Below are 23222 nucleotides of genomic sequence, written 5' to 3'. Positions count from 1 at the left end.
CTAGAACTCAGGCCCGATAGAGAAATGCAATCGCCAATCGTCTTCGTGATCAAAGGGATGGGCGACATCAAGACGAATGGGCCCAACCGGCGAGACCCAGCGTACGCCGAGTCCGGCGCCGGTCTTCAGGCTGTCAGGGCCCCAATTGTCGAAGGCATCGCCGGTATCAGCAAACGCCGCCCCCACCAGTTGCCTGTCACTCTGCGTTGATATTCAAGGCTGGCTGTCAGCAGCTGTTGTCCGCCGCGCAGCCGCCCTTCGGCATTGCGCGGTGAAAGGCTTTCATAGGAGTAACCCCGTACGCTGCGGTCTCCGCCCGCAAAAAAGCGCAAGGATGGGGGATACGATCAAAGTCATCCGTTTCAATAGCGCCGATACCCAGGCCACCGACAAAACGGTTGTCGTTACCGATCATGCGGATCCACTGGGTATCGCCGTTGACCCGCAGGAATTGGGCATCAGACCCCCAGAACGTATCTGAGTACTCGATCGACAGTTTCTGGCGATCACCCCAGACGGGAAAGCGCTGTTCACGGGTGCGGATACGCGTCCATTGCACACCGGGATAAAGTAACCAGACCTTGTCTGATTCCCCACCTTGGGTGAAATCTTCGTAAGTGGTGCGTACATAGACAGATTGCTCCCAGTCGTTATCGAATTTCCAGCGTCTGGCAATCTGCAGGGAACCTTCCAGGGTACGGGTGTCATTATCGTCTTGATGCTTGATACCGTATTGCAGCTGATAGCTATCTTTGAGGGGGTCATCCAGTGGAATAGTGTATTCACCGGAGAATCGCTGTTCAGGTGCCGAAATATACAGGTCGTTGTCAAGGCTATGGCCAAAGCGGTTGACCCAGGGCTGCTGCCAGGAAAAGCTCATCCGCGGCCCGACATCCGTAGCAAATCCGACACCCACCTCGAACTGGTGGCGATCAGCGGGTTCAACGCTGATATCAATGGGCATTGAGACATTGTCCGAAGGACTGACGTTCAGGGCGCTGCGCATGGCATCCAGGCTGATATTTTCAATTAACGGTGAGCTATCGGCTATTTCACGCCCAGTCGCTTCCTGCCACCACATGGAAGCGGATTGTTCCGTCGGTGTCACTGTCATCAGTTCTGCCGGATCAGCTAAGCGTGGGCGTACAGTAACGGCTTTGAACCAGCCAGTTTCTGACAGGCGCTGATTGTATTCGGCGATTGATTCGGCAAGGTATGGCTCGTTCAACTCAAAGGGCCGCATTTTTTCAAGGCGCTCAGGCTCTATGTGGCTTCCCCTTGTATGGATATCACCAAAGCGGTAGCGCCGCCCGCTATCGAAATCCATATAAAGGCGCGCACTGTTCAAGTAGGGCCTTACTTCCATGCGTCTATCCGCAAACTGCCAGTTGAAGTAGCCACGCTCCAGAGCCAGAGTCGATAGCCGGTCGCGTAGGCTATCCCAAGGGCTATGGCGCAGCACATCTCCCTGCTCTAGCGGGAAATCCTCGACAGCCCTGACAAAGGGAGCATCCTCACTGGCGTCGCCATTAAGCTCGAGAGATAAGACTTCAATCGTCACCGGCTGACCGGGATCAATCTGTATGTTAACGCCGCTTTTGCCATCTTCCAGCGTCAAGTTGATATCAGGCTCGTAATACCCGAAAGGCCGCATGGCTTCAGCAACGCGTCTGCGAATTTCGCCTTCCAGGCGCACTTCGGAAAACTCATTCACCTTGAGCGCCTTGATATAAGCATTGATGTTGTCGCTGACCTCCTCCTCAACCCCTTCGACGTTAACCTCAAACGCCCATAGTGAAGATGAGACGCATACCAGCGATAACACACTGCCCGTCAGTAATCGCTTGATTGCCTTTCCTCGGCAAGAATTATCCATGGATTCGTTTCCTAGCTAAATGGCTCAGCCGGTTGTCATCTGAGCATTTCCAACTGAGCGCTGAAGGCCAATTGCGCTTGCCTGATCTGACGTAGATCACTTTCCAGAGCATTCAGTTCCTCCTGCCAGGTTTGTTGTGCCGCGGCAATTTGATTTGTCACCTCTGAAGAACTGACGATATTAGCCTCTTCCAGATCCTGTACACGATTCTGCAGGACTTGTTGCTCTGCTCTCAGCGCTTCTATGTTTGCCAACAGGCCAGATTCCTGACGTTCAAGTTGTGTTATCAGGCTGGCTATTTCATCTACCAGTTCTTGCCGAGCCTGGGTGCTGGCCTGTTCAAGTGCTTCAAGGGAAGTGTCAAGTTCCGACAACTGGCGATCACGTTCAGCGGCTGCTTCCTGCTGGGAGCTGATTTGTTCCATCAGCTTATCCAGGGTCTCTGCCGATACGGTATCCTCGCTGGCAGGTATCAAACTGAAAAGCTCGCTACGTGTATCGTTCAATGCCATCCCCAACTGATCCTGCTCCTGAAACAGGGTGCTCATCTGAGCTTGCAGTAGCGTAATGGTCTCCTCTACCTGAGTATCACCAGAATCCAGCCGAGCATGCATATTGGAGACCTCGCCGCTAAGCCCATTTACCTCATCAAGCAGGCGTTCGCGTTCATACCAGAGCCCTGCGGCGGCAGCGGCGAGCAGTGCTGATATGGCCACCAGGGCCAGCCAGATCGGCCAGATGGCAGGGCCCTTCCGGTAGCGCAGATGTTGTGCACTGACGCTTTGCTCAACATCAGGGACAATACGTCTTGACGCAGCGGATTCAGACATGGGTTCTCCTCAATGGGCGATGACGTCGGCGCGGCGGCCGATACCTCGATAGTCTAGGCCACAGCTTGCCACAAATGCTGGATCATAGATGTTTCGTCCGTCCAGTATCAGTTTGGCGTTGAGCAGTTGGTGCAGTTTCTGCCAGTCAGGATTCCAGTAGGCTTTCCACTCGGTTACCAGCATCAGGGCATCAGCCTGCTCGCAAGCCAGGTAGGGGTCATCCTCAAAGGTGGTCAGGTCGGCACGTTCACCAACGGCGTCCAGCAGAGCAGGAATGGCCGCCGGGTCATGCAGTTGCACCTTGACGCCCTGTGCCCAGAGTGACTCCAGTAGCGTCAATACCGGCGCCTGGTCAATGCGTGCTGTGCCCGGCTTGAATGCCGCGCCCCAGATAGCGATGGTCTTACCCTGGAGGTTGCCATCGAAATGCGCCCACAGCTTGCGAAACAGGGTTTCTTTCTTGTTTTCGTTGATATCCATGACCTGTTCAAGCAATGCCGATGCCCGGCCGCTGGAAAACTGGACATCCGCCAAGCGCATCAGATCGCGTGAAAAGTTGGGGCCACCAAAACCGCACCCCGGATACAGGTATTCAAAGCCGATACGGGTATCGGCGCCCATCCCTTGACGAACGTACTCAACATCTACCCCGAGTGTATCTGCCAGCCCGGCAATTTCATTCATGAAACTGATCCGTGTCGCCAGCATGCCGTTAATCGCCAGTTTGGTAAGTTCGGCAGCTCGACGGGGCATACTCTGAAAAATTTCACTGCGACGGTTAAAAGCCCGCAGTAATTCCCTGACCAAGCGTTCACTTTCCGCATCGTCGCAGCCGAGTAGCCAACGGGTTGGCCGTGTAAACGTCAGCCATGCGCGGCCTTCTTCCAGCATATCTGGCAGGGCAACTCCCAGCTGGCTTTCTTGCAAAAGCCCTTGCAGGCGCTCGGTTTCCCCAACGGGAAAGGTCGAATTGTTGATCAGCAGCAGGCTGGCGGGTGCCTTGGCGGAAGCGCGGGTGATCAGACTAGCCGCATCGCTGCGCTGTTCAGGAGATAACGCCAGCCAAATGACATCCGCTTGAGAAATAGCGTCTGCCTGTTGCTCGATGGTCAGGGTGCCTTCTGCCCTGCTCTCCTCAAGCTGTTTCAGCAGGTGGGGTTCACGGTGCATCCAGCCAGCCAGCTCAAGCTTTTCCCAGGGCTCAGATTCATGCGCAAGCCAATGCACATGATGCCCCACCCAGGAAAGCGCGGCGGCAGCCGTTGCCGCACTTAGCTCACTACCGTAGATAAATATCCGCATCGCTCAAGGCTCCCGGGTATAACAAGTCATCTCTTTCGGGATTGACATGGAAGCCGGTAAACAGCGATTGCCAAAGCCTGCTACGGAAAGTACAACCTTACGAATCATACAAAGGTCCTTTTATGCGTTACGACCCAGGAATGGTTAGATAGAATGGTTATCATACACGACACACCTATACACACCCACACACGGGTTCATGCTCGTTTAACGACGCAGGAAGCTAAAAATGCAAGCAATACCTCAGGATAGTACCGCACCGGGTTCTCAGAACAACGTTGACCCTGCCGAAGTGGCAAAATTTGAAGCCCTGGCCAGCCGCTGGTGGGACAAGACCGGTGAATTCAAGCCGTTGCATGATATCAACCCACTGCGCCTGGACTTTATTGACGCGCGCGCCGGGCTGGCTGGAAAACGTGTGCTTGATGTTGGTTGTGGTGGCGGAATCCTCAGCCAGTCCATGGCTCACCGCGGCGCCGAGGTCACCGGCATTGATATGGGAGAAGCCCCTCTTAATGTAGCTCGTCTGCATGCAGAGGAAAGCGGCGTTGAGATCCACTATGAGCTGTGTGCCGTCGAAGACTTTGCCAGCCATCACCCTGGAGAGTTCGATGTGGTGACCTGCATGGAAATGCTCGAACACGTGCCAGACCCCGCTTCAGTAGTAGCCGCGTGCAGCCAGCTGGTACGCCCGGGCGGGCACGTCTTCTTCTCTACCCTGAACCGTACGCCCAAGTCCTATGCCTTTGCCATTGTAGGCGCCGAGTACCTGCTCCACTTGCTACCGCGTGGCACCCATCAACATGCCAAGTTTATTCGCCCTTCGGAAATGGCGACCTGGTGCCGAACCAGCCAGCTTGAGGTCAGCGAGCAAACCGGCCTGACCTATAACCCACTACTGAAACGCTATCGGCTCGACCCGCATGATGTATCGGTCAACTACATGATGCATTGTCGTCGAGGTGATGACGCATGACGCCCAAGGCTATTCTGTTTGATTTGGACGGCACCCTGGTTGACACCGCCCCTGACCTGGCTAATGCAACCAATCGGCTGCGCGGGCATCACGGCTTGCCGCCGCTGCCGTTTGCGACTATTCGCAGAGAAGTGTCCAACGGTGGTAGCGCCTTGGTCACTCTGGCACTGGGGCTGGAGGCCAGTGCACCAGAACATGGTGCGGCAAGGCAGTGGTTGCTGGATGCCTACGAGCAGGCGGTTGCTACTCATAGCCGAGTTTTTCGCCGCTGGACGAGTGGCTGCATCAATGGGAAACGCTGAAAAGGCCCTGGGGCATTGTGACCAACAAGCCACGTCGCTATACAGAACCTTTACTGCAGGCCTTGACGCTCTCTCCGGGTGCCCTGTTGTGTGCAGATGACCTGGCGGTCAAGAAACCTGCCCCTGAGCCCTTATGGGAAGCTGCTCGCCGCTTGGGCGTCGCACCTGCAGACTGCTGGTATGTTGGCGACCATCTGCGCGATATGGAAGCCGCCAAAGCGGCCAATATGCATGCTGTGGCGGTGGGTTACGGTTATATCGCTGAACAGGACGACTACCGGAAATGGCCGTCAGATGTGTGGTTTGCCGACTGCGCTGAATTGGTCAACGCCTTGCCGAAGCCATCTTGATATTTCTCATTAACCTATATTGTAACCCCTATATTTTAAGCCCCAGCTTTTCATATCTTAGCTGTTCATATCTTAACTACGCGGCGGCTGGGCATCCCATTTTTCACCGCTGATACCCGTGCTGTCAGGGCCCATCAGCCACAGATAGGTGGGCATGATATCTTCCGGCGTACGCAAGGTCTCCGGGTCTTCGCCTGGGTAGGCGGTGCGCCGCATCTGGGTCAGCGTCGCCCCTGGGTTGAGGGTGTTTACCCGCACGTTAGGCTGGTTATCAAGCTCATCTGCGAGCACTTCCATAAAGCCTTCAGTGGCAAACTTGGAAACAGAATAAGCGCCCCAATAGGCACGGCCTTTACGACCAACACTTGATGAGGTAAAGATGATAGAAGCATCCTCAGATGCTTCCGTCAAAGGCAAGAGTGCCTGGGTCATCCAGATGGGGCCATTGATATTGACCTGCATGACCTGCGCCCATAGCTCAGGGTTATATTGCTCAAACGGGGTGATGCGCCCCAGTAAGCCTGCGTTGTGTAAGATGCCATCCAGGCGCCCGAACTCTGTGTTCAGCGTCTGCGCCATATCCTGATAGTCCTTGAGCGTGGCGCCCTCAAAATTAAGCGGAAAGATAGCCGGCTGCGGGCCACCTGCCGCTTCAATTTCATCGTAAACCTTTTCCAGTTTAGCGATGGTTCTGCCCAGCAAGATGACGGTGGCACCATGACGAGCATAAGCAAGAGCGGCTGCTCGGCCGATACCGTCACCGGCGCCGGTAACCAGAATAATACGATTTGCCAGAAGATCAGCAGGCGCTTGGTAGTCAATCTTGCAGCTCATGGCATTTCCTTTAAATGAATAGATAGACGATGTTATTGAAATGAGCTTATCGGAACGGCTTTACTCGGGCATCTGGCGCAGAAAATCACCCGCAAGCCCGGCGGCGCTACTTTCCGGAAAGTCTTCACGTACCCGGTTCAGCAGTTCGCGGCTATGCTCGGCTTCTCCCTGGCGGGCTTTCACAAGGCCAAGCTTGTAGAGCGCATCTGCCACCTTGTTGTTACCGTCAAAATCATTGATAACCTTTTCAAATGATACTTCAGCGTCACCCAGATCGTCATTGGCAGCGTGCAACTCACCTAACCAATAATAACCGTTGGGCGTCAGGCGGGTATCCGGGTAATCAGCAACAAACGCATTAAAAGCACTAATTGCGTCATCGAATTCACGCGCTTGGACAAAAGCAAAGGCTGCCTGATAGGCTTCCTGTACTTCTGGAGATGTTGTGCTGGCGCTAGGCCTGTCAGACACAGGAGTATCGTTTTCTTCGGTGGAAACCTCCGCTGCCTCGTCGCTAGCTTCAGATGCGTTATTCAACTCAGAAGTATTGACAGGTATAACGTCGCCATCCAAAGATTGTTCGACATTATCGGTAGAAACGCTACTTTCCAACGCTGTCAGACGGTCATCGGTATCCAGATAGCGCTGTTGGCCCTGATTGCGCAACTGCTCGAGCTCGTAGCGTAATTTCTCAATCTGGCCGCGCAACTCCTGAATTTCCCGTTGATGCTCCTGAACCTGATTAAACATCACCAGCGCACCATCAGTCGCTGTCTGGGTATCCGCCTGCTGATAAAAACTGCTTGTCGATGACGCCGATAGGTCCTGCACGATGGGCTGCTGGGCAAGCGCTACCGGAGCAGTCATCAGGCTCAGCGAAAACGTCAGCCCCATTGCACAAGCGGGCAGTCCAAAAAGCGTTTTACCATGATGAGCTGCAGGCCTTTTCGGCTCTGACAGGCTGTGGCGCCATATTGCGAGACTGCGATTCATAAAACCACCTTAATTCAAACACAAAAGGCAGTGACTGATCTGTGGATCCAACGCGTATCCAAGACAGCACTGCCCTTTGCTCAACATTAGTTCACTGGCCGGTTAACAGCACTGGCCGCTTAATAATCAAAGACAACCCGACGATTCTGGGAGTAGGCACTTTCATCGCTGCCACGGGCTGCCGGGCGCTCTTCGCCGTAGCTCACCACGCTCATCTGACTGTTGGAAACGCCCTGAATATTCAGGAAACGCTGAACAGCATTTGCACGACGTTCACCCAGTGCCAGGTTGTACTCACGGGTGCCGCGTTCATCAGTATGACCATGAAGAGTGACCTGGGCACTTGGATTGGCGCGCAGGTAACGGGCGTGAGCCATGACAACAGATTCAAATTCACTTTTGATCGTGTCGCGGTCGAAATCAAAGTAGATGGTACGTGCAGAAGGAATTCTGGAATCTGCCTGTTGCCCAGCTGATGACCTGCTGCCAGATGTCGAACCGTACTGCCCAGTACCGCTGATACCTGTGGTCGAAGCACCGGCCGAGCTGCTACCGGAAGAGCTACCTGAACCTTGCTGGGTGCCGTAGGCATCACTCCCCTGAGTGCCCCCGTACTGGAGCAGCCCGCGATGATGGTGATTGAGAACGCCACAGCAAATAAACGAACCAGTGATTTGACTTGCATTATCAGACCCCTTGTCTGAACAGTAAAAGAAATGAAACCTGAGTTAGCTGAAAACATTTATGGATTAATCCATAAACGGTGACCAGGCAGGTTCCCGTACATCACCTTGAGGTGACGGTAGCCGGAAAGACGATCGACCATCTGCGGAAACCGCACTCAATACTCCATTGCCTCCTCGCTTGGTGGCGAAAATGACCATAGTACCGTTAGGCGCTACGCTGGGAGATTCATCCTGAGAGGAGTCGCTCAGCACCACGAGTCGATTGCTGGACAGATCCTGTCGCGCTACCTGATAGCCGCGACTGGAACGATGAATCAGAAAGATATCCTCGCCATCAGGTGAAAAGCGACCTCTAGCGTTGTAATTGCCGGTAAAGGTAAGCCGCTGTGTTTCTTGGCTCGCAAGCGAATAGCGGTAGATCTGCGGGCCACCGCTACGATCCGAAGTGAACAACAGGCTGCGCCCATCCGGCGCCCATGAAGGTTCAGTATCAATGCTGCTGTTGTTGGTGATACGCGTTAGTGAGCGATCCGCCAGGTTCATGATGTAGATTTCAGGCTGGCCATCCTTGGAGAGCGACATAGCCAGGCGTCTGCCTTCAGGCGACCAGGCCGGAGCACTGTTGATTCCTTCAAAGTCGGTCAGTTTGACACGTTGGCCTGAGGCCACCTGCTGCACATAAATGGCTGGACGCCCGGACTCAAAGGAGACGTAAGCAAGCTTCTCGCCATCTGGCGACCATGCGGGCGACAGGATGGGCTGATCCGAACTGAGAACTTCCTGGTTATTGCGTCCGTCGCTATCAGCCACATAAAGCGTAAACTGCATATTATCACCCACGCCACTGGCGGAGACATAGGCAATCCGTGTCGAGAAGGCGCCGCGAATATCGGTAATCGCTTCAAAGATCTGGTCACTTAGGTAGTGAGCGGCACTACGTAGGCCATTACGTTGGGTGGTAACGCTTTCAGTAAGCATCTGGCGCTGACCGCTGATATCCATCAAGGCAGCACTAACCCGGTATCCATCAGCCGTTTCTTCGACATTCCCGACCACCAGATAGCGAACATCCAGGGATCGCCAAGGGCCAAATTCCACCTCGTCGGCACGGGTTGGCTGTTCGAACATGGCGCTACGTTCCAGAGGATCAAAATAGCCACTGCGCTGCAGGTCATCCTGAATAATCTGCGCTACATCCTCAGACAGTTCGCTGGCCTGTTCAAAAGGCACAACACCAAGCGGCAAGGCACGCTCACTGCCCCGCGTAATCTCAATGGTGAGGTTAGCATACGCTGTGCTGCTCAACAGACACAAAGCCAGCAACATCCCTATTCGTCTTAACATTGACATCAGCGAACATCCCCGGAGTAAAGCGCAGATTAAACTGGCGCAGATTGCGTTGAAATTCAGCAGGTACATCGCGGAGCTCACTGAAGGGCGCCGCCTGTTCGACAGCCTGCTGGGCAGAACGGTCAAAACTTCCATCGCCACTGGATGAAACCACTGACGTCGCCAGGACTTCTCCTGATGGACCCAGACGAATGTTGAGTGTCACCGCAGCATTATTGCTGGCTCCAGGCGGAATGATCCATGCCTGTTCCACCAGATTTTTTACTATGTTGGTAAAGCTGTTTTGCGCCTGTTCAGCTTGACGTGCCCTTTCAGCCAGTTCAGCAGCGCGACGCGCTTCTTCGGCCTCTCGCAGGCGCTGGGCTTCAGCTTCCCGCTGGCGCTGGGCTTCGGCCTCTGCTTCCCGCTGGCGCTGAGCTTCGGCTTCTCGTTGGCGCTGGGCCTCGGCTTCTGCCTCTCGCTGGCGCTGGCGCTGAGCTTCGGATTCTCGTTGGCGCTGGGCCTCGGCTTCTGCCTCTCGCTGGCGCTGGGCCTCGGCTTCTGCCTCTCGCTGGCGCTGGGCCTCGGCTTCTGCCTCTCGCTGGCGCTGAGCTTCGGCTTCGGCTTCTCGCTGGCGCTGGGCCTCGGCTTCGGCTTCTCGCTGGCGTTGAGCTTCGGCTTCGGCTTCTCGCTGGCGTTGAGCTTCGGCTTCTCGCTGGCGTTGAGCTTCGGCTTCTCGCTGGCGCTGGGCCTCGGCTTCTGCCTCTCGCTGGCGCTGGGCCTCGGCTTCGGCTTCTCGCTGGCGCTGGGCCTCGGCTTCTGCCTCTCGCTGGCGTTGGGCTTCGGCTTCTCGCTGGCGTTGAGCTTCGGCTTCTGCCTCTCGCTGGCGTTGGGCTTCAGCTTGCTCAGTGGCTATATCCTGTGCCGTAGGGCCAGGGTCTGGCAGCGTTGTTTTCTGGCTTTCTTCTGGCACATCTGCCGTAGGCTGCTCAAATGGCTGCTGGGCCTGATCGGTAAAGGTTTCGGTGCTCACCAAAGTCGCCTGCACAATGGATGACGATTCCGGTGTGTCATCCTGGGAAGGCAAGCTGATAACACTTAGCCCCACGACAAGGGCATGTAGCGTGACCGCAAGAATCAATGGCAACCCATAGCCAACGTCGGACTTGTGACGCTTGCGGCCCAAAAAAGCGATGGTTTTCTTACCTTTAGTCATTATTCGGTGGCTCGGATATCAGACCGACATTCTCAACCCCTGCACCTTGCAGCGTACTCATCAGAGTAACAATTTGCCCATAGGCCACATTACGGTCGCCGCGTACCAGAACAGCAGAATCAGGACTGCGCTCGAGTATTGTCACGACCCGTTGTGCAAGCTCATCAGGGGTTACCTGTGTACTACTTTCCCCCAGGGTGATGTGGTACTGTTCTTCCTGATCCACCGCAACGATCACTGGTTCAGTGTTTTCAGGGGTATCAATCGGTTGGGAGGATACCTGCGGCAATTCAACCTGCACCCCTTGTGTCAGCATGGGAGCCGTAATCATAAAAATTACCAATAGCACCAGCATGACATCGATAAAGGGCACAACGTTAATTTCTGCCATCGGTCGACGCTGGCTGTTGCGATTAAAAGGACCTTGCATACCACGTCTCCCTTACTGGGTATTTGGCTCACGCCCTTGAAGATTGCGGTGCAAAATGGCGTAGAACTCCTCGGCAAAGTCTTCGTACTTACCCAGCAAGCGCGCTGAACTGTTGGATAAACGATTATAGAAGATAACCGCTGGAATCGCGGCAAATAGCCCCATGGCGGTGGCAATAAGCGCTTCAGCAATCCAGGGCGCCACGGTGGCAAGGGTGGCCTGCTGCGTCATGGAAAGCGATTGAAAGGAGCCCATGATGCCCCATACCGTTCCAAACAGGCCGATGTAAGGGCTGGCAGAGGCAACGGTTGCAAGAAAGACCAGATGCTTGGTCAGGCGCTCTTCTTCCCGCGACCAGGCGACGCGCATACTGCGTTGAACCCCTTCAAGCACCTGGTCAGGCTGAGAGTTGCGCGGCATCAGACGATGAAATTCCCGAAACCCTGCCTGAAATAGATGCTCTGCCCCCTGGCGCTGATCATCCGCTGGAATTTCCCGATACAGATCGTTCAGATCAACACCTGACCAGAAGGTCTCTTCAAATTTCTGGTAAGCCGATTTGGCCCGTGAAAGCGCAAAGCTGCGTTGAAAGATCACCACCCATGACAATAGGGATCCGATCACCAGGAGCACCATGACCAGCTGGACAACGGTACTGGCACTCATGACCAAATGGGGTATAGACATACTGTTTTCGTTCACGGTTATCCTCGTCGTCTCTAAAGGCATCATGGGCATTAGCTGACATCAGTCATTACTCACTGATATTAAACACCTTAAGTACCTGAGCTGGCCATCTCTTGGGTTTCATGGTTCTGGCATTCAAACACGCTATCTCGACCGTGGCACGGCAAAGTAGTTCCTCTTCACGTTCAACTACTTGCTCGAAAGTAGCCTTGCAGCGCCCAACGTCTGTCACCAAGGCCGTCACTGTCAAGGCATCATCAAGCAGTGCGGGCTTTGCATAGTGGCAGGTTAGACGATAGACCACTAACTGAGTATTTTCGACCAGCAACGCCTGCTGATTAATGCAGTGACGACGCAACCATTCGCTGCGCGCCCGCTCCATGAACTTGAGATAATTGACGTAATAGACAATTCCGCCGACATCGGTATCTTCCATGTATACCCTGACGGGCATGCTAAAAGAGGGTGTTGTTGTCATGGTCGGATTTCTCCACCTGCGTCTGCAGCCTGTTCATGGGGAACGCGACTGAAATGCGACCAGGCCTGGCGAGTGACCACACGCCCACGTGGGGTGCGCATCATCAGGCCCTGCTGGATAAGATAGGGTTCAATGACATCTTCGATAGTGTCGCGCTCTTCACCGATCGCCGCGGAGAGGGAATCTACCCCGACCGGGCCGCCGTCAAATTTATCCATCATGGCCAATAGCAGGCGCCGGTCCATATGGTCGAGGCCGTGATGATCAACGTTAAGCATATTGAGTGCCGCATCGGCAATCGGCGTGTCGATTTCACCACGTCCTTTGATATCGGCGTAATCCCTTACCCGTCTTAACAGGCGGTTGGCAATTCGCGGTGTTCCCCGGGAACGTTTGGCGATCTCTTCGCAGCCATCCGGGGTGGAAGGCACTTCCAGCAGGCGCGCGGAACGGGTAACAATCTCGGTTAGCTCGGCAAGGTTATAGAATTCCAGCCGCTGGACAATGCCAAAACGATCACGCAGGGGCGATGTCAAAAGCCCAGCACGGGTAGTGGCACCCACCAGGGTAAAACGCGGCAGATCAAGCTTGATCGAGCGCGCTGCAGGCCCTTCACCAATCATGATATCAAGCTGAAAGTCTTCCATGGCTGGATAAAGCACTTCCTCCACTACGGGCGACAACCGATGTATTTCATCAATGAACAGTACATCGCCTTCTTCCAGGTTAGTTAACATCGCTGCCAGGTCGCCCGCCCGCTCCAGGACCGGTCCTGAGGTTGACTTGAGCCCGACCCCCATTTCTGCGGCAATGATATTGGCCAGAGTGGTTTTCCCTAGCCCTGGAGGTCCGAATACCAGTGTATGGTCAAGACTTTCTTCCCGCAGTCTGGCCGCACCAATAAAGATTTCCATCTGTTCACGTACACGCGGCTGGCCAATGTAGTCAGCCAAGCGTTTGGGACGGATAGCGTGATCCAGACGGACTTCACCCTGTTCAGGTGCTGCGGCAATCAGACGATCATGTTCAAGCATGCTGCTCCTCACCCATGGTTAACTGTTCATGCGCTGGGTCAACGCCGCTTTAATCAAGGCTTCCGTTGGCTGATCTGCCTCCAGGCCTGACAGCATTTTTGCTGCTTCGGTAGGCTTATAGCCAAGACTGACCAGGGCTGACTCCGCATCTGCCAAAGCATTGCGGTGCTGGGGATTGGCTTGCGGGTCAAGCAGTGAGGGTTCGCTGGAAGTTTGTTCCCATTCTGTAAAGCGGTCGCGCATTTCGATAATCAGACGTTCTGCGGTTTTCTTGCCAACGCCGGGCAAACGGGTCAGCGCCTTGCTGTCGTCATCGCGGATGCAGCGCATGAAGGCATCCTCATCCATTCCGGACAGAATTGCCAAGGCTAGCTTGGGCCCCACACCGTTGACTTTTATCAAGGCACGGAACAGCGCGCGTTCCTGTTCCCGCACGAAACCATACAGCAGATGGGCGTCATCACGTACGGTCAAATGAGTAAAAAGAGAAACCTGCTCACCCACGGAAGGTAGCGCCACCAGTGCGGTCATTGACGCTTCGAGTTCATACCCGACGCCATGCACATCAATGACAATCCACGGTGGCTGCTTATGCAGCAACTGCCCTGTCAGGCGTCCAATCATAGGGTTACCCACTCCTTAGCAAGGCAAAGATCACGTATTTTAGATGACTGCTAATATAAAGTTTATCTGTACAGATAGCCAGTGGATTGCCGAACGGGCATATTCAAGGCCGCTCTTCTATAACCGCCAGCGTCCACTGCTTCGGCGGGTACGACGCTGTGGAGCAGGCACCCAAAGCCCGCTGCGGGAATAAGCATCTGTCACGGCAATCGCCAGGGCATCGGCGGCGTCTGCCTGGGGCGTACTCGGTAGCTTCAGCAGCGCCGTAACCATATGCTGTACCTGTAGCTTGTCAGCACCACCCTGGCCGGTCACCGTCTGCTTGATCTGACGAGCGGCATATTCATTGATCGCCAGGCCATGGTTAGCCATACACACCAGCGCCGCTCCCCTGGCCTGCCCTAGCTTGAGTGCTGAATCGGCATTCTTGGCCAAAAACACTCGCTCGACGGCTACCGCATTGGGCCGATGCTGGCCAATGACTTCGCTCAGGCCTGCATAGATCTGTGCCAGGCGCTGCTCCAGGGCGCTATCGGTAGTGCGAATACAGCCGCTCGCCACATAAACAGGCTGACCGTGGTGGACATCAATAACGCCATAACCGGTGATTCGCGAGCCTGGATCAATGCCCAGAATACGCACGGTTAACTCTTTGGTTAACACGGTGTTGATTGCTGCTTCATGACGGTTTATCCAAAATGACTATCGCGATACACAATAAATGGCTGAAAAAACACCGACGCCATTTGACGTCGGTGGAATTCAGAAACTCAGGACAGCGTCCAAGACATAGCTTATTCGCTGGCGTCAGCCTTGGCTTTCTGACGCAGACGAATATTGAGCTCTTTAAGCTGCTCGGCGCTGACATCTCCCGGTGCATCTGTCATCAAGCAAGCCGCGCTCTGGGTTTTCGGGAAGGCAATGACTTCACGAATGGTGGTCGCTCCGGTCATCAACATCACCAGGCGATCCAGGCCAAAGGCCAGGCCACCATGGGGCGGCGCGCCATAATGCAAGGCATCCAGCAGGAAGCCGAACTTCTCACGGGCTTCCTTTTCACCGATGCCAAGGATGTCAAAGACAGTGCTTTGCATGGTCTGGTCATGGATACGCAGTGAGCCGCCACCCAGTTCAGTGCCGTTAAGCACCATATCGTAGGCGCGTGACAGTGCCGCTGCCGGGTCTGCCTTGAGCGCTTCCGGTGAACAGGCCGGTGCAGTGAAGGGGTGATGCAATGGGCTTAAACGGCCGTTGCCGTCAGCTTCGAACATCGGGAAATCAACCACCCACAGTGGTGCCCATTCATGGGTGTAAAGGTCTAGATCAGCGCCGATTCTGACGCGCAACGCCCCCATCGCCTCATTGACGATAGACGCCTTGTCAGCACCAAAGAAGATGATATCACCGTCTTTGGCATCCACGCGGTCAAGCAGCTCTTCCACCACGTTTTCCATGAACTTGACGATAGGCGACTGCAGCCCTTCGATGCCTTTGGCACGCTCGTTGACCTTGATCCAGGCGAGACCCTTGGCGCCATAGATGCCGACAAACTTGGTATATTCGTCGATTACCTTGCGCGACAGGCTGGCACCGCCAGCCACTTTAAGGGCAGCCACTCGGCCATCCTCAGCGTTGGCAGGGCCTGAGAAAACCTTGAAGTCGACCTGCTTCATCAGATCGTCAATATCGGTCAATTCCAGCGGAATACGCAGATCAGGTTTGTCAGAGCCAAAACGCTGCATGGCATCATGCCAGGTCATCCGCGGGAAAGCCGGCAATTCGACATCCAGCACGTCATTAAACAGCTGACGGATCATGTCTTCGGTAATCGACATGATGTCATCTTCGCTGACAAAAGATGCCTCGATATCAATCTGAGTGAATTCTGGTTGACGGTCGGCGCGCAGATCTTCATCGCGGAAGCACTTGGCAATCTGGTAGTAGCGATCAAAACCGGCCACCATCAGCAGCTGCTTGAAAAGCTGCGGGGACTGGGGAAGTGCAAAAAAACTGCCCGCATGGGTACGGCTGGGTACCAGATAATCCCTGGCGCCTTCCGGTGTGGCCCGAGTCAATACTGGGGTTTCGATATCCAGAAAACCCTGATTTTCGAGGTAGGCGCGCACATTGTGGGAGATACGCGAACGTAGACGCAGCTTTTCAATCATCTCTGGACGACGCAGGTCAATATAGCGGTGCTTGAGACGCACTTCTTCGCCAACTTTACCATGCTCATCAAGCTGGAAAGGCGGCGTGGCAGCGGCATTAAGCACTTCGACTTCCTTGGCCAGAACCTCAATCATGCCGGTGGGCATGTTGGGATTCTGGGTGCCTTCAGGACGCAGACGTACGCGGCCTGTCACGCGCAGCACATACTCACTACGGGCACGGTCGGCATTAGCGAACGCTTCGGCAGTATCAGGGTCCACAACAAATTGCGCAATACCATCACGGTCACGCATATCGAGGAAAATCACCCCACCGTGGTCACGGCGGCGGTGCACCCAGCCGCAAACGGTAACCGTTTGATCCACCAATGTTTCATTCAGCTGGCCGCAATAATGGCTGCGCATGTCAAATCCTGTTCTGTTTCGTGGCTAATAAAATTACGTTTGGGCAGGCTTTACAGCCAATGATGCGCTATCAGGCGGCAGCATCACTGTTCTTGGCTGAGCCTTTGTCTGTGCTCGTCTTCTGGGTAGAGGTGCCGTCGGACTTGTCAGCCACCAGGTTCTTCTTGCTACCCGTTTTGAAATCGGTCTCGTACCATCCGCCTCCGGCCAGGCGAAAGCCTGCTGCCGATACCAGACGCGACAGGGTATCCTGTTTACACTCTGGACATTGGGTCAGCGGGTCTGCGCTCATTTTCTGCAGCTTTTCCAAACGCTGGCCGCAAGCCTTGCACTCGTATTCATAGATGGGCATGTTATAAACTCCTGTTATCAACGCATGAAAATCGAAGCAAAGACAAAGTGATGGCATTTATAAGATTTGCCATAGTGTATATGCGGCCAGCCGGAGAAATTCCAAGATGGCAAATAATCAAGCGAACGTATTATACCCTTTTGTTGCCCCTGGCGAGCAAGGTTAAGCACTACATAAAACATACCTGAATAACCTGAAAGGACATGTAAATGGCTAATGCCGTCATTCTCGATGCCGAAAGCCTGGGACCAGATATTGATCTTACTGCCATTGAAAGCCAAGTGAATCAGCTTGACGTTTATCAGCAAAGCACCCCACAGCAGGCCATAGAACGCTTACAGGATGCCGATATTGCAATCGTCAATAAGGTGATCATCGATGCTGACACCTTACAGGCGCTGCCTCGCTTACGCCTGATCTGTGTATTGGCCACCGGCCTCAATAATATTGATCTTGATGCTGCCAAGGCGCATAACATAGAGATAATGAACGTGAACGCTTACGGCACGGCCAGTGTCTCCCAGCACACCTTGATGCTGATGCTTACCCTGGCTAACCGCCTGCCGCTATACCAGGCCGATATTGCTAAGGGTAAGTGGCAGCAAAGCGCGTTTTTCTGCCTCCAGAATCATCCCACCATTCAGCTTGCTGGCAAACAGCTTGTCATGGTGGGAAAAGGTGAATTGGGTAGTGAAGTGGCGCGTCTGGCAGAAGCCTTTGGCATGAAGGTCAGTTTTGCCGCCCGCCCCGGCAATGAGGCAAATGACGCACGCCCATCTCTGGATGACCTGCTTCCAGAAGCCGATATTATCAGCCTGCATTGCCCGCTGAATGCAAATACCCGCCACTTGATTAACCGTGAGCGCTTGGCAAAGGCCAAATCATCGCTGTTGCTGGTCAATTGTGCTCGCGGAGGCATTGTTGATGAAGTGGCCGCACTTGAGGCACTTAAGGTGGGGCAGCTAGGCGGCCTGGCCGTGGATGTACTCCCTGAAGAGCCGCCCCGAAACGGTCACTCGCTACTCGATGCTTTGCACGCTGGCGCTACAGGCCAGGCAATCCCCTTAAACCTTATCGTCACGCCACATAACGCCTGGATCACACCGGAAGCAAGGCAAAATATTGTCAGACTGACAGCTGAGAATATTCAGGCCTGGAAAGAGTCTGCCTGAGGCCTCTTATTGACTGCTAATAGGTTGAAAAGTGATCGGGCACTGCAACCTGATCAAGCACCTCCAGCTCGACGTGGGTGACCTGAGCGTTTTCAGAGCCTTTCCATAACCATTGGGATAATACGTTTACATTATCACTGGAACCGCACATCAGAACCTCTACCCGCCCATCGGGGAGGTTCTTGGCGTAGCCGGTGAGGCCCAGCTTGAGCGCCTGTTCCTGGGTGGCTCGACGAAACCACACCCCTTGAACCTTACCGGTGATCCATGCCCGTACACTGGACTGTTTCATGGAAGCTCCTTTGTATAGATCATTTCAAAACCGTGTCAAACGGCTGTTTCTAGGCAGTTTCTGCGCTATTGATGCATGGCGCTGTCTTTATCAACAAACTCGCGTTGTACAATGACAGCGCTATTGCGCGGTATCAAAGGCCTTTTGCGCCTTAACAATAGCGAGCGTGTAAACGCTGCGCCAAACAGAAGTATCAAGGACGAATAATAGACCCACAGCAGAATCATCACCACTGAGCCGGCAGCGCCGTAGGTAGAGGCTGTAGCGGTATGAGAAAGGTAGATGGCAATCACGCTGCGCCCAATGGTAAACAATACCGCCGTGACCACTGCACCGATCAGGACGTCCTGCCAGCGCAGTACCACATCCGGTAATACCTTAAAAATAGTCGCGAACAGCAGAATGACCACGCCCAGCGATATTAAGGATTCAGCGCTGGAAGCCAGTAAGCTCGTATACGGTAGCAAATTATCTGCTGCCTGGAGCATGGCACGAACGACTACCCCGGCGGCAAGTGACACCAGCAGGATAAAGCCTATTGATAACACTACGGTTAGGGATAAAAAGCGATTTTTTAAGAAAACCAATGCACTATTGGCAGTTGGACGAGCAGTGACCCCCAGATGGTGTTGAGTGAAAACTGCATCTGACCAAACACAGTGGTAGCGCCTACTAATAAGGCACCTACCCCTAATAAAGTAGGTAAAATACCGGCTTCTTTTATCCGTGATTGTGCGACAGCCTGCTCAATGGCACTGGCAGCTTCGACACCCATAGTCTCCTGCAATTGAGCGACAATCTGCCCATGAGCGGCATCTTCACCCATCACAACACCAATCACGGTGACTGCGATAATGACCGTTGGGGCTAGTGAAAATAGGGTATAAAAAGCCAGTGAGCCGGCATAACTGAAGGCATTTCGCTCCAACCAGAGTTGGACGGCATCTTTAATAACCTGGCTCCAAAAAATCACTGAGCGCTTGAGCATTTTATCTTCCTTGTAGCATTTAACTGACTATTTTTCGACTTGGCGAAGGTTAACGCCCGATCTACCAAACAGTCATGGTTTTATCAAGAATTGTTGTTAACATACCTGAATAAAATTCGCTTATCAGGCTGTTAGCCAATTGCGTTAGCCCGGTTCACTGCCATAATGGCAACTCAGCTAAACAGCGTAATGTCAGCCAAACTCTTTACCTTTTGGAGCCATCAATGCCCAGCGTTCAAACACTTGAACACCCTGCTGCAAATAAAGGCTATGAGTTCGACTGCCTGGTATTTATTGGCCGTTTTCAGCCACCTCACCTAGGGCATGTGGCCGTCATTCGCGAGGCATTAAAACAGGCGCGTCAGGTCATCGTACTGGTGGGGTCGGCTTGGCAGGCACGCTCATTGCGAAACCCCTGGCAGTTCAACGACCGCCAGAAGATGCTGACCTCTAGTTTTGACGATGAAGAGAATCAGCGCCTTGAGATTACTCCTTTGCTGGATGCACTCTATAACGATGATGTCTGGGTACGCGACGTACAAAGGCGTGTACGTGATCTTACCGTTCCTGAAAATGGCAAGCTAGCAAAAATCGGCCTGATTGGTGCCAGTCGTGGCCAGTCCAGTTATTATCTTTCACTGTTTCCGCAGTGGGAGTCTGTCAGTGTACCCGTGGTGGAAGGCATTTCAGCCAGCCAGATCCGTGAGCGCCTGTTTCGCTCTCAAGGCTCAAGTAATGATTATCTCAGCACCGGTGCCTTTCATGACTTGCCACCTGGGGTGATTGAATACGTTCAGCAGTTTTGTCAGGAAGAAGCCTATCTGCGCCTGATTGAGGAACAGCAACTGCTTGATCAATACCGGAAAGCTTGGGCGGAAGCGCCCTATCCGCCTATTTTTGTGACGGTGAACGCAGTGGTCGTTCAATCCGGGCACGTATTACTTGTTCGCCGTAAAGCAGCACCGGGCAAAGGGCTTTATGCGCTGCCTGGTGGTTTTATCAATTCTCATGAGCGTTTACTGGATGCCTGCCTGCGCGAGTTGCGCGAACGCATTCGTCTAAAAGTGCCTGAGCCGGTATTGAAAGGTTCGCTGCGTGGTCAGCGCCTGTTTGACGAACCACACCGCAGCTGGCGAGGAAGAACACTGGCAGAAGCGTTTTATTTTGCCTTGCGCCCAGATCAGCAGTTGCCGCGGCTCAAACCTGTCAAAGGCGGAGACCATGCACGTTGGATAGCGCTGGCCGATCTTGAGCCGGACAGCTTGTTTGAAGATCATTTTTTTATCATTCAGAACTTTCTGGGGCTGCCGGCTAATTTTGGCACCAGTGGATAGTATCAGCTTTACGAGTTGTCCTTTGCGTTTAGGCTTCAAGAAAGTCACGGGGAGTTTCATCATTTGCCGCCATAGGCGTTCAACCCCCGGCTTGTGCACCAATGAGCACCGGTAAAGGCGTATTTCCAGCGGGATATCCCAGCTTTCATCGCCTGCACGCACCAGAGTGCCTTTCTTTAATTCTTCGCGAATGCAGAAGTCAGGTATCCAGGCCACTCCTACGCCCTGGAGCACCATCCCTTTCAGGCCTTCTGCCATAGCGGTTTCATAAACGGTGCGTAATTTCAGACGTAGCGGATCATTTTTCAGCAGCATCCGCACACTGCGACCCAGAAAGGCGCCCTGGGTATAAGCCAGATAGGGTATGGACGTATCCGTTTGCAGTGAGAATAGCGGGTTACCTTGCCTATCTGCCATGGAAACGGGCAACATTTTGACTTTGCCAATCGAGAAAGATGGAAACACTTCAGCATCTAATTGCATGGTGGCAAAAGGGTCGTAGTAGGCCAACATCAGATCGCAGTTGCCCTCTCGCAGTACGTGTATCGCTTCACCTACGTTCATGGCTACCAAGCGGGTTGGCAACTCACCAAGGCCTTTCTGCAACCTGGAAATCCAGGGCGGGAAAAAACTCAGCGCTAGTGAATGAGCAGCCACTATATCCAGCGCTTCATTGGCAATGGACAATCCGCGCAGATGGCTCAGTGATTCATTCAGCTGCTCAACAAGGTTGCGCGCTGTGATCAGGAACAGCTGCCCTTCTGAGGTCAATCCAACCGGTGTCGTTGAACGGTCTACCAGAGTAACGTCCACAGCCTGCTCGAGTGCTCGAATCCGGCGGCTAAAGGCAGGCTGGGTGACATGGCGTTGACGTGCTGATGCGGAAAAGCTGCGAGTATTGGCCAGGGCGACAAAATCTTCCAACCACTTGGTTTCCAAATTCACCCTAGACTCCTTATAAAAATGACGGGTGTTGCGATAATAATGAATAACGCTAAAGCTGACAGGCCACCATGCTTAACAGATGCTTTCCATGTAAATGACCCACGCTATTAAGCATTTATTGTATAGGTGACATTAAATAGGCCGCTCGTGAAATGACTTTTTTCCATAAAGGCCGCTGCTGAATTTCGTCCAGTGACACACGACGGCATTGGGCAAAATCCTCTTCAAGCATTAATCTCACCTGAGTCGCAAACTCGGTGCTAGGAATAAAAGCCGTTATTTCAAAGTTGAGTCTGAACGATCGATTATCCAGATTGATGGTTCCGATGGTAGCTGCGCTCTTGTCGATGAGTATTGTTTTTGGTGTAGAAAACCAGGAAGATAACGGTATATTTTAACACCCGCTCTTAACATATCCGGCAGAAATGAAAATGCGGATAGAAATACCAGCAAGTGGTCTGGGCGCTCAGGGATCATTACCCGTACGTCTACACCGCGCATTGCGGCCAACCGTAAAGCGTCCTGGACACCTTGATCAGGTACAAAATAGGGGCTTGTCACCCATAATTTCTCGTTGGCGCTATGGATCAGACTCTGAACAAGCAGGCTTGCTGTATCTAACCGATCTGCGGGACCAGAAGGCACAATAACGACATCATGACTGGGGGCAGGCATGGCAATGGGCTGCCACTGTAGATTGATCACCTCCCCTGTCGCCCAGTGCCAATCCTCCCAGAAGGCTTCCTGAAGCCCCAGCACACTCGGGCCTTCCAGCATTAGATGAGTATCGCGCCAAGGCCCATGACGGCTGGATTCTCCAAGATATTCCACCCCTACGTTGAAGCCACCCAGCCAGCCCTGCTCACCATCCACCACTAACACCTTGCGATGATTACGAAAGTTTAGTTGGAAAGGATGCTTGAAACCGCGTGATGAGCGGAAAGCACTGACCTTGACACCAACATTGGACAGATCCTTAAGATACCCTTCATCCAACTTTCGGCTGCCCACTTCATCATATAGAAAATACACCCGAACACCGCGCTTGGCCGCCAGTTCCAGATGGTGTTGCAGCCGCCGCCCTAGCACATCATTGCGAACAATAAAGAACTGGATCAGCACGTAGTGCTTTGCCCGATCAATTCCGGCAAACAGGCTTTCAAAGGTTTCTTTGCCATCAATCAGCAATTCCGCGTGATTCTGCTGCGTCAGCGGCATCATGGCCAACTGCTCTACTGCCTGAATATCCGCCGTCAGCGAGGGCGAACAGTAAGGCAGCATATTGGACCGATAGCGGTTAAGCATCTGGCGCAAGACGCTATCACGCTCTCCCCTGGCCGATACATAGCCATAAAAACGTGGTCGACCGAAAAACCAGTAAGCAGGCACGGCAACATAGGGAAAGGTTAATAAGGAAATGATCCAGGCAATGGCCCCCTGGGACGTTCGACTGGACATAAGCGCCATAACCGCCGACACAATACCTAAAAGGTGTATCAACAGCAGGCCCGTTCCCCATAACCAGGAGGTCATAACAACTCCATTGACGTGCGATTGGCAAAAAATCAAACGCTATTATAACAGCTCAAGGCAAGGTTTTACTTGTCAATCGGAGCTGG

19 protein-coding genes and 7 pseudogenes are annotated in these 23222 nt (G+C 53.6%); 4 read left to right on the top strand and 22 right to left on the bottom strand.

The window, feature by feature from the left end; genetic code table 11:
* The 5 genes and pseudogenes from HLB35_RS18625 to HLB35_RS19040 all read right to left on the bottom strand — a co-directional run.
* Positions 1 to 332: pseudogene (locus HLB35_RS18625) on the bottom strand (autotransporter assembly complex protein TamA).
* Complete coding sequence (locus HLB35_RS15395; protein WP_328732251.1) at positions 227 to 1876, bottom strand: autotransporter assembly complex protein TamA; 1650 nt, start codon at positions 1874 to 1876, stop codon at positions 227 to 229. The pseudogene HLB35_RS18625 and the gene HLB35_RS15395 overlap by 106 nt, the downstream one beginning before the upstream one ends.
* A gap of 35 nt (positions 1877 to 1911) precedes the next feature.
* Complete coding sequence (locus HLB35_RS15390; protein ID WP_171703248.1) at positions 1912 to 2706, bottom strand: coiled-coil domain-containing protein; 795 nt, start codon at positions 2704 to 2706, stop codon at positions 1912 to 1914.
* 9 nt (positions 2707 to 2715) lie between these two features.
* Entirely contained in the window at positions 2716 to 4008 is a 1293-nt protein-coding gene (locus tag HLB35_RS15385; RefSeq protein WP_171703247.1) for a nucleotide sugar dehydrogenase, read from the bottom strand.
* A 6-nt stretch (positions 4009 to 4014) separates the two neighbouring features.
* Positions 4015 to 4116 (bottom strand): annotated as a pseudogene (locus HLB35_RS19040) (UTP--glucose-1-phosphate uridylyltransferase); the annotation flags it as partial.
* 121 nt (positions 4117 to 4237) lie between these two features.
* On the opposite strand from HLB35_RS19040, the gene ubiG reads away from it, so the two are divergent.
* Both ubiG and HLB35_RS15375 read left to right on the top strand, forming a co-directional pair.
* Entirely contained in the window at positions 4238 to 4984 is a 747-nt protein-coding gene (gene ubiG / locus HLB35_RS15380; protein WP_171703246.1) for a bifunctional 2-polyprenyl-6-hydroxyphenol methylase/3-demethylubiquinol 3-O-methyltransferase UbiG, read from the top strand.
* A pseudogene (locus tag HLB35_RS15375) lies at positions 4981 to 5636 on the top strand (HAD-IA family hydrolase). Before ubiG ends, HLB35_RS15375 begins: the two are co-directional and overlap by 4 nt.
* Before the next feature lie 72 nt (positions 5637 to 5708).
* Here the strand turns inward: HLB35_RS15375 and HLB35_RS15370 are convergent.
* The 13 genes and pseudogenes from HLB35_RS15370 to HLB35_RS15310 form a co-directional block, all read right to left on the bottom strand.
* Positions 5709 to 6470 (bottom strand): YciK family oxidoreductase, encoded by a 762-nt coding sequence (locus HLB35_RS15370; RefSeq protein WP_171703245.1) that lies wholly within the window; start codon positions 6468 to 6470, stop codon positions 5709 to 5711.
* Positions 6471 to 6530: 60 nt separating this feature from the next.
* Positions 6531 to 7463 carry a tol-pal system protein YbgF gene (ybgF, locus tag HLB35_RS15365; RefSeq protein WP_235937280.1) on the bottom strand — a complete coding sequence of 311 codons (933 nt, stop codon included), beginning with the start codon at positions 7461 to 7463 and terminating at the stop codon, positions 6531 to 6533.
* A gap of 119 nt (positions 7464 to 7582) precedes the next feature.
* A pseudogene (gene pal / locus HLB35_RS19035) lies at positions 7583 to 8148 on the bottom strand (peptidoglycan-associated lipoprotein Pal).
* Between the two features lie 64 nt (positions 8149 to 8212).
* A complete protein-coding gene (gene tolB / locus HLB35_RS15355) occupies positions 8213 to 9499 on the bottom strand; it encodes a Tol-Pal system beta propeller repeat protein TolB (protein ID WP_171703244.1) in 1287 nt (428 codons plus the stop codon).
* Positions 9432 to 10694, bottom strand: coding sequence for a cell envelope integrity protein TolA (tolA, locus tag HLB35_RS15350; protein ID WP_171703243.1), 1263 nt, complete (start codon positions 10692 to 10694; stop codon positions 9432 to 9434). The genes tolB and tolA overlap by 68 nt, the downstream gene beginning before the upstream one ends.
* On the bottom strand, positions 10687 to 11124 hold the full coding sequence (gene tolR, locus HLB35_RS15345) for a protein TolR (protein WP_171703242.1): 438 nt from the start codon (positions 11122 to 11124) through the stop codon (positions 10687 to 10689). Before tolR ends, tolA begins: the two co-directional genes overlap by 8 nt.
* A 12-nt stretch (positions 11125 to 11136) precedes the next feature.
* The gene (tolQ, locus tag HLB35_RS15340; RefSeq protein WP_171703241.1) at positions 11137 to 11811 is read right to left on the bottom strand and encodes a protein TolQ; all 675 of its coding nucleotides are present in this window, start codon (positions 11809 to 11811) and stop codon (positions 11137 to 11139) included.
* A 67-nt stretch (positions 11812 to 11878) separates the two neighbouring features.
* Entirely contained in the window at positions 11879 to 12289 is a 411-nt protein-coding gene (ybgC, locus tag HLB35_RS15335) for a tol-pal system-associated acyl-CoA thioesterase (RefSeq protein ID WP_328732235.1), read from the bottom strand.
* Positions 12286 to 13323 (bottom strand): Holliday junction branch migration DNA helicase RuvB, encoded by a 1038-nt coding sequence (gene ruvB / locus HLB35_RS15330; protein WP_171703240.1) that lies wholly within the window; start codon positions 13321 to 13323, stop codon positions 12286 to 12288. Before ruvB ends, ybgC begins: the two co-directional genes overlap by 4 nt.
* An 18-nt stretch (positions 13324 to 13341) precedes the next feature.
* Entirely contained in the window at positions 13342 to 13947 is a 606-nt protein-coding gene (gene ruvA, locus HLB35_RS15325; protein WP_171703239.1) for a Holliday junction branch migration protein RuvA, read from the bottom strand.
* Between the two features lie 117 nt (positions 13948 to 14064).
* Positions 14065 to 14610: a crossover junction endodeoxyribonuclease RuvC gene (gene ruvC / locus HLB35_RS15320; RefSeq protein WP_328732231.1), complete on the bottom strand. Its 546-nt coding sequence runs from the start codon at positions 14608 to 14610 to the stop codon at positions 14065 to 14067.
* A 131-nt stretch (positions 14611 to 14741) separates the two neighbouring features.
* Complete coding sequence (aspS, locus tag HLB35_RS15315; RefSeq protein ID WP_171703238.1) at positions 14742 to 16520, bottom strand: aspartate--tRNA ligase; 1779 nt, start codon at positions 16518 to 16520, stop codon at positions 14742 to 14744.
* A gap of 70 nt (positions 16521 to 16590) precedes the next feature.
* Positions 16591 to 16872, bottom strand: a complete 282-nt coding sequence (locus tag HLB35_RS15310) for an FmdB family zinc ribbon protein (RefSeq protein ID WP_171703237.1) — start codon at positions 16870 to 16872, stop codon at positions 16591 to 16593.
* 209 nt (positions 16873 to 17081) lie between these two features.
* Here HLB35_RS15310 and HLB35_RS15305 point away from each other — a divergent pair, with 209 nt between their 5' ends.
* Positions 17082 to 18044 carry a D-2-hydroxyacid dehydrogenase gene (locus HLB35_RS15305; RefSeq protein WP_171703236.1) on the top strand — a complete coding sequence of 321 codons (963 nt, stop codon included), beginning with the start codon at positions 17082 to 17084 and terminating at the stop codon, positions 18042 to 18044.
* Between the two features lie 16 nt (positions 18045 to 18060).
* Here the strand turns inward: HLB35_RS15305 and HLB35_RS15300 are convergent, their stop codons facing one another.
* Both HLB35_RS15300 and HLB35_RS15295 read right to left on the bottom strand, forming a co-directional pair.
* Positions 18061 to 18336, bottom strand: a complete 276-nt coding sequence (locus HLB35_RS15300; protein WP_171703235.1) for an acylphosphatase — start codon at positions 18334 to 18336, stop codon at positions 18061 to 18063.
* A gap of 65 nt (positions 18337 to 18401) precedes the next feature.
* A pseudogene (locus tag HLB35_RS15295) lies at positions 18402 to 19324 on the bottom strand (YihY/virulence factor BrkB family protein).
* 224 nt (positions 19325 to 19548) lie between these two features.
* Between HLB35_RS15295 and HLB35_RS15290 the strand changes: the two are divergent.
* Complete coding sequence (locus HLB35_RS15290) at positions 19549 to 20658, top strand: bifunctional nicotinamide-nucleotide adenylyltransferase/Nudix hydroxylase (RefSeq protein WP_171703234.1); 1110 nt, start codon at positions 19549 to 19551, stop codon at positions 20656 to 20658.
* 33 nt (positions 20659 to 20691) lie between these two features.
* On the opposite strand, the pseudogene HLB35_RS15285 reads toward HLB35_RS15290, so the two are convergent.
* Together HLB35_RS15285 and cls are read right to left on the bottom strand one after the other, a co-directional pair.
* Positions 20692 to 21603 (bottom strand): annotated as a pseudogene (locus tag HLB35_RS15285) (LysR substrate-binding domain-containing protein); the annotation flags it as partial.
* Positions 21604 to 21718: 115 nt separating this feature from the next.
* A pseudogene (gene cls, locus HLB35_RS15280) lies at positions 21719 to 23136 on the bottom strand (cardiolipin synthase).
* Between the last annotated feature and the right edge of the window lie 86 nt (positions 23137 to 23222).

Origin of the sequence: Vreelandella azerica, assembly GCF_013112225.1 — a bacterium.
In the GTDB taxonomy this organism is placed as follows: domain Bacteria; phylum Pseudomonadota; class Gammaproteobacteria; order Pseudomonadales; family Halomonadaceae; genus Vreelandella; species Vreelandella azerica.
This window is presented reverse-complemented; position numbering and strand designations above follow the sequence as displayed.

Coding starts and splice junctions, on each gene's coding strand:
- HLB35_RS15395 (WP_328732251.1), bottom strand. CDS start 1,876: ATGGATAATTCTTGCCGAGGAAAGGCAATCAAGCGATTACTGACGGGC.
- HLB35_RS15390 (WP_171703248.1), bottom strand. CDS start 2,706: ATGTCTGAATCCGCTGCGTCAAGACGTATTGTCCCTGATGTTGAGCAA.
- HLB35_RS15385 (WP_171703247.1), bottom strand. CDS start 4,008: ATGCGGATATTTATCTACGGTAGTGAGCTAAGTGCGGCAACGGCTGCC.
- ubiG (WP_171703246.1), top strand. CDS start 4,238: ATGCAAGCAATACCTCAGGATAGTACCGCACCGGGTTCTCAGAACAAC.
- HLB35_RS15370 (WP_171703245.1), bottom strand. CDS start 6,470: ATGAGCTGCAAGATTGACTACCAAGCGCCTGCTGATCTTCTGGCAAAT.
- ybgF (WP_235937280.1), bottom strand. CDS start 7,463: ATGAATCGCAGTCTCGCAATATGGCGCCACAGCCTGTCAGAGCCGAAA.
- tolB (WP_171703244.1), bottom strand. CDS start 9,499: ATGTCAATGTTAAGACGAATAGGGATGTTGCTGGCTTTGTGTCTGTTG.
- tolA (WP_171703243.1), bottom strand. CDS start 10,694: ATGACTAAAGGTAAGAAAACCATCGCTTTTTTGGGCCGCAAGCGTCAC.
- tolR (WP_171703242.1), bottom strand. CDS start 11,124: ATGCAAGGTCCTTTTAATCGCAACAGCCAGCGTCGACCGATGGCAGAA.
- tolQ (WP_171703241.1), bottom strand. CDS start 11,811: ATGTCTATACCCCATTTGGTCATGAGTGCCAGTACCGTTGTCCAGCTG.
- ybgC (WP_328732235.1), bottom strand. CDS start 12,289: ATGACAACAACACCCTCTTTTAGCATGCCCGTCAGGGTATACATGGAA.
- ruvB (WP_171703240.1), bottom strand. CDS start 13,323: ATGCTTGAACATGATCGTCTGATTGCCGCAGCACCTGAACAGGGTGAA.
- ruvA (WP_171703239.1), bottom strand. CDS start 13,947: ATGATTGGACGCCTGACAGGGCAGTTGCTGCATAAGCAGCCACCGTGG.
- aspS (WP_171703238.1), bottom strand. CDS start 16,520: ATGCGCAGCCATTATTGCGGCCAGCTGAATGAAACATTGGTGGATCAA.
- HLB35_RS15310 (WP_171703237.1), bottom strand. CDS start 16,872: ATGCCCATCTATGAATACGAGTGCAAGGCTTGCGGCCAGCGTTTGGAA.
- HLB35_RS15305 (WP_171703236.1), top strand. CDS start 17,082: ATGGCTAATGCCGTCATTCTCGATGCCGAAAGCCTGGGACCAGATATT.
- HLB35_RS15300 (WP_171703235.1), bottom strand. CDS start 18,336: ATGAAACAGTCCAGTGTACGGGCATGGATCACCGGTAAGGTTCAAGGG.
- HLB35_RS15290 (WP_171703234.1), top strand. CDS start 19,549: ATGCCCAGCGTTCAAACACTTGAACACCCTGCTGCAAATAAAGGCTAT.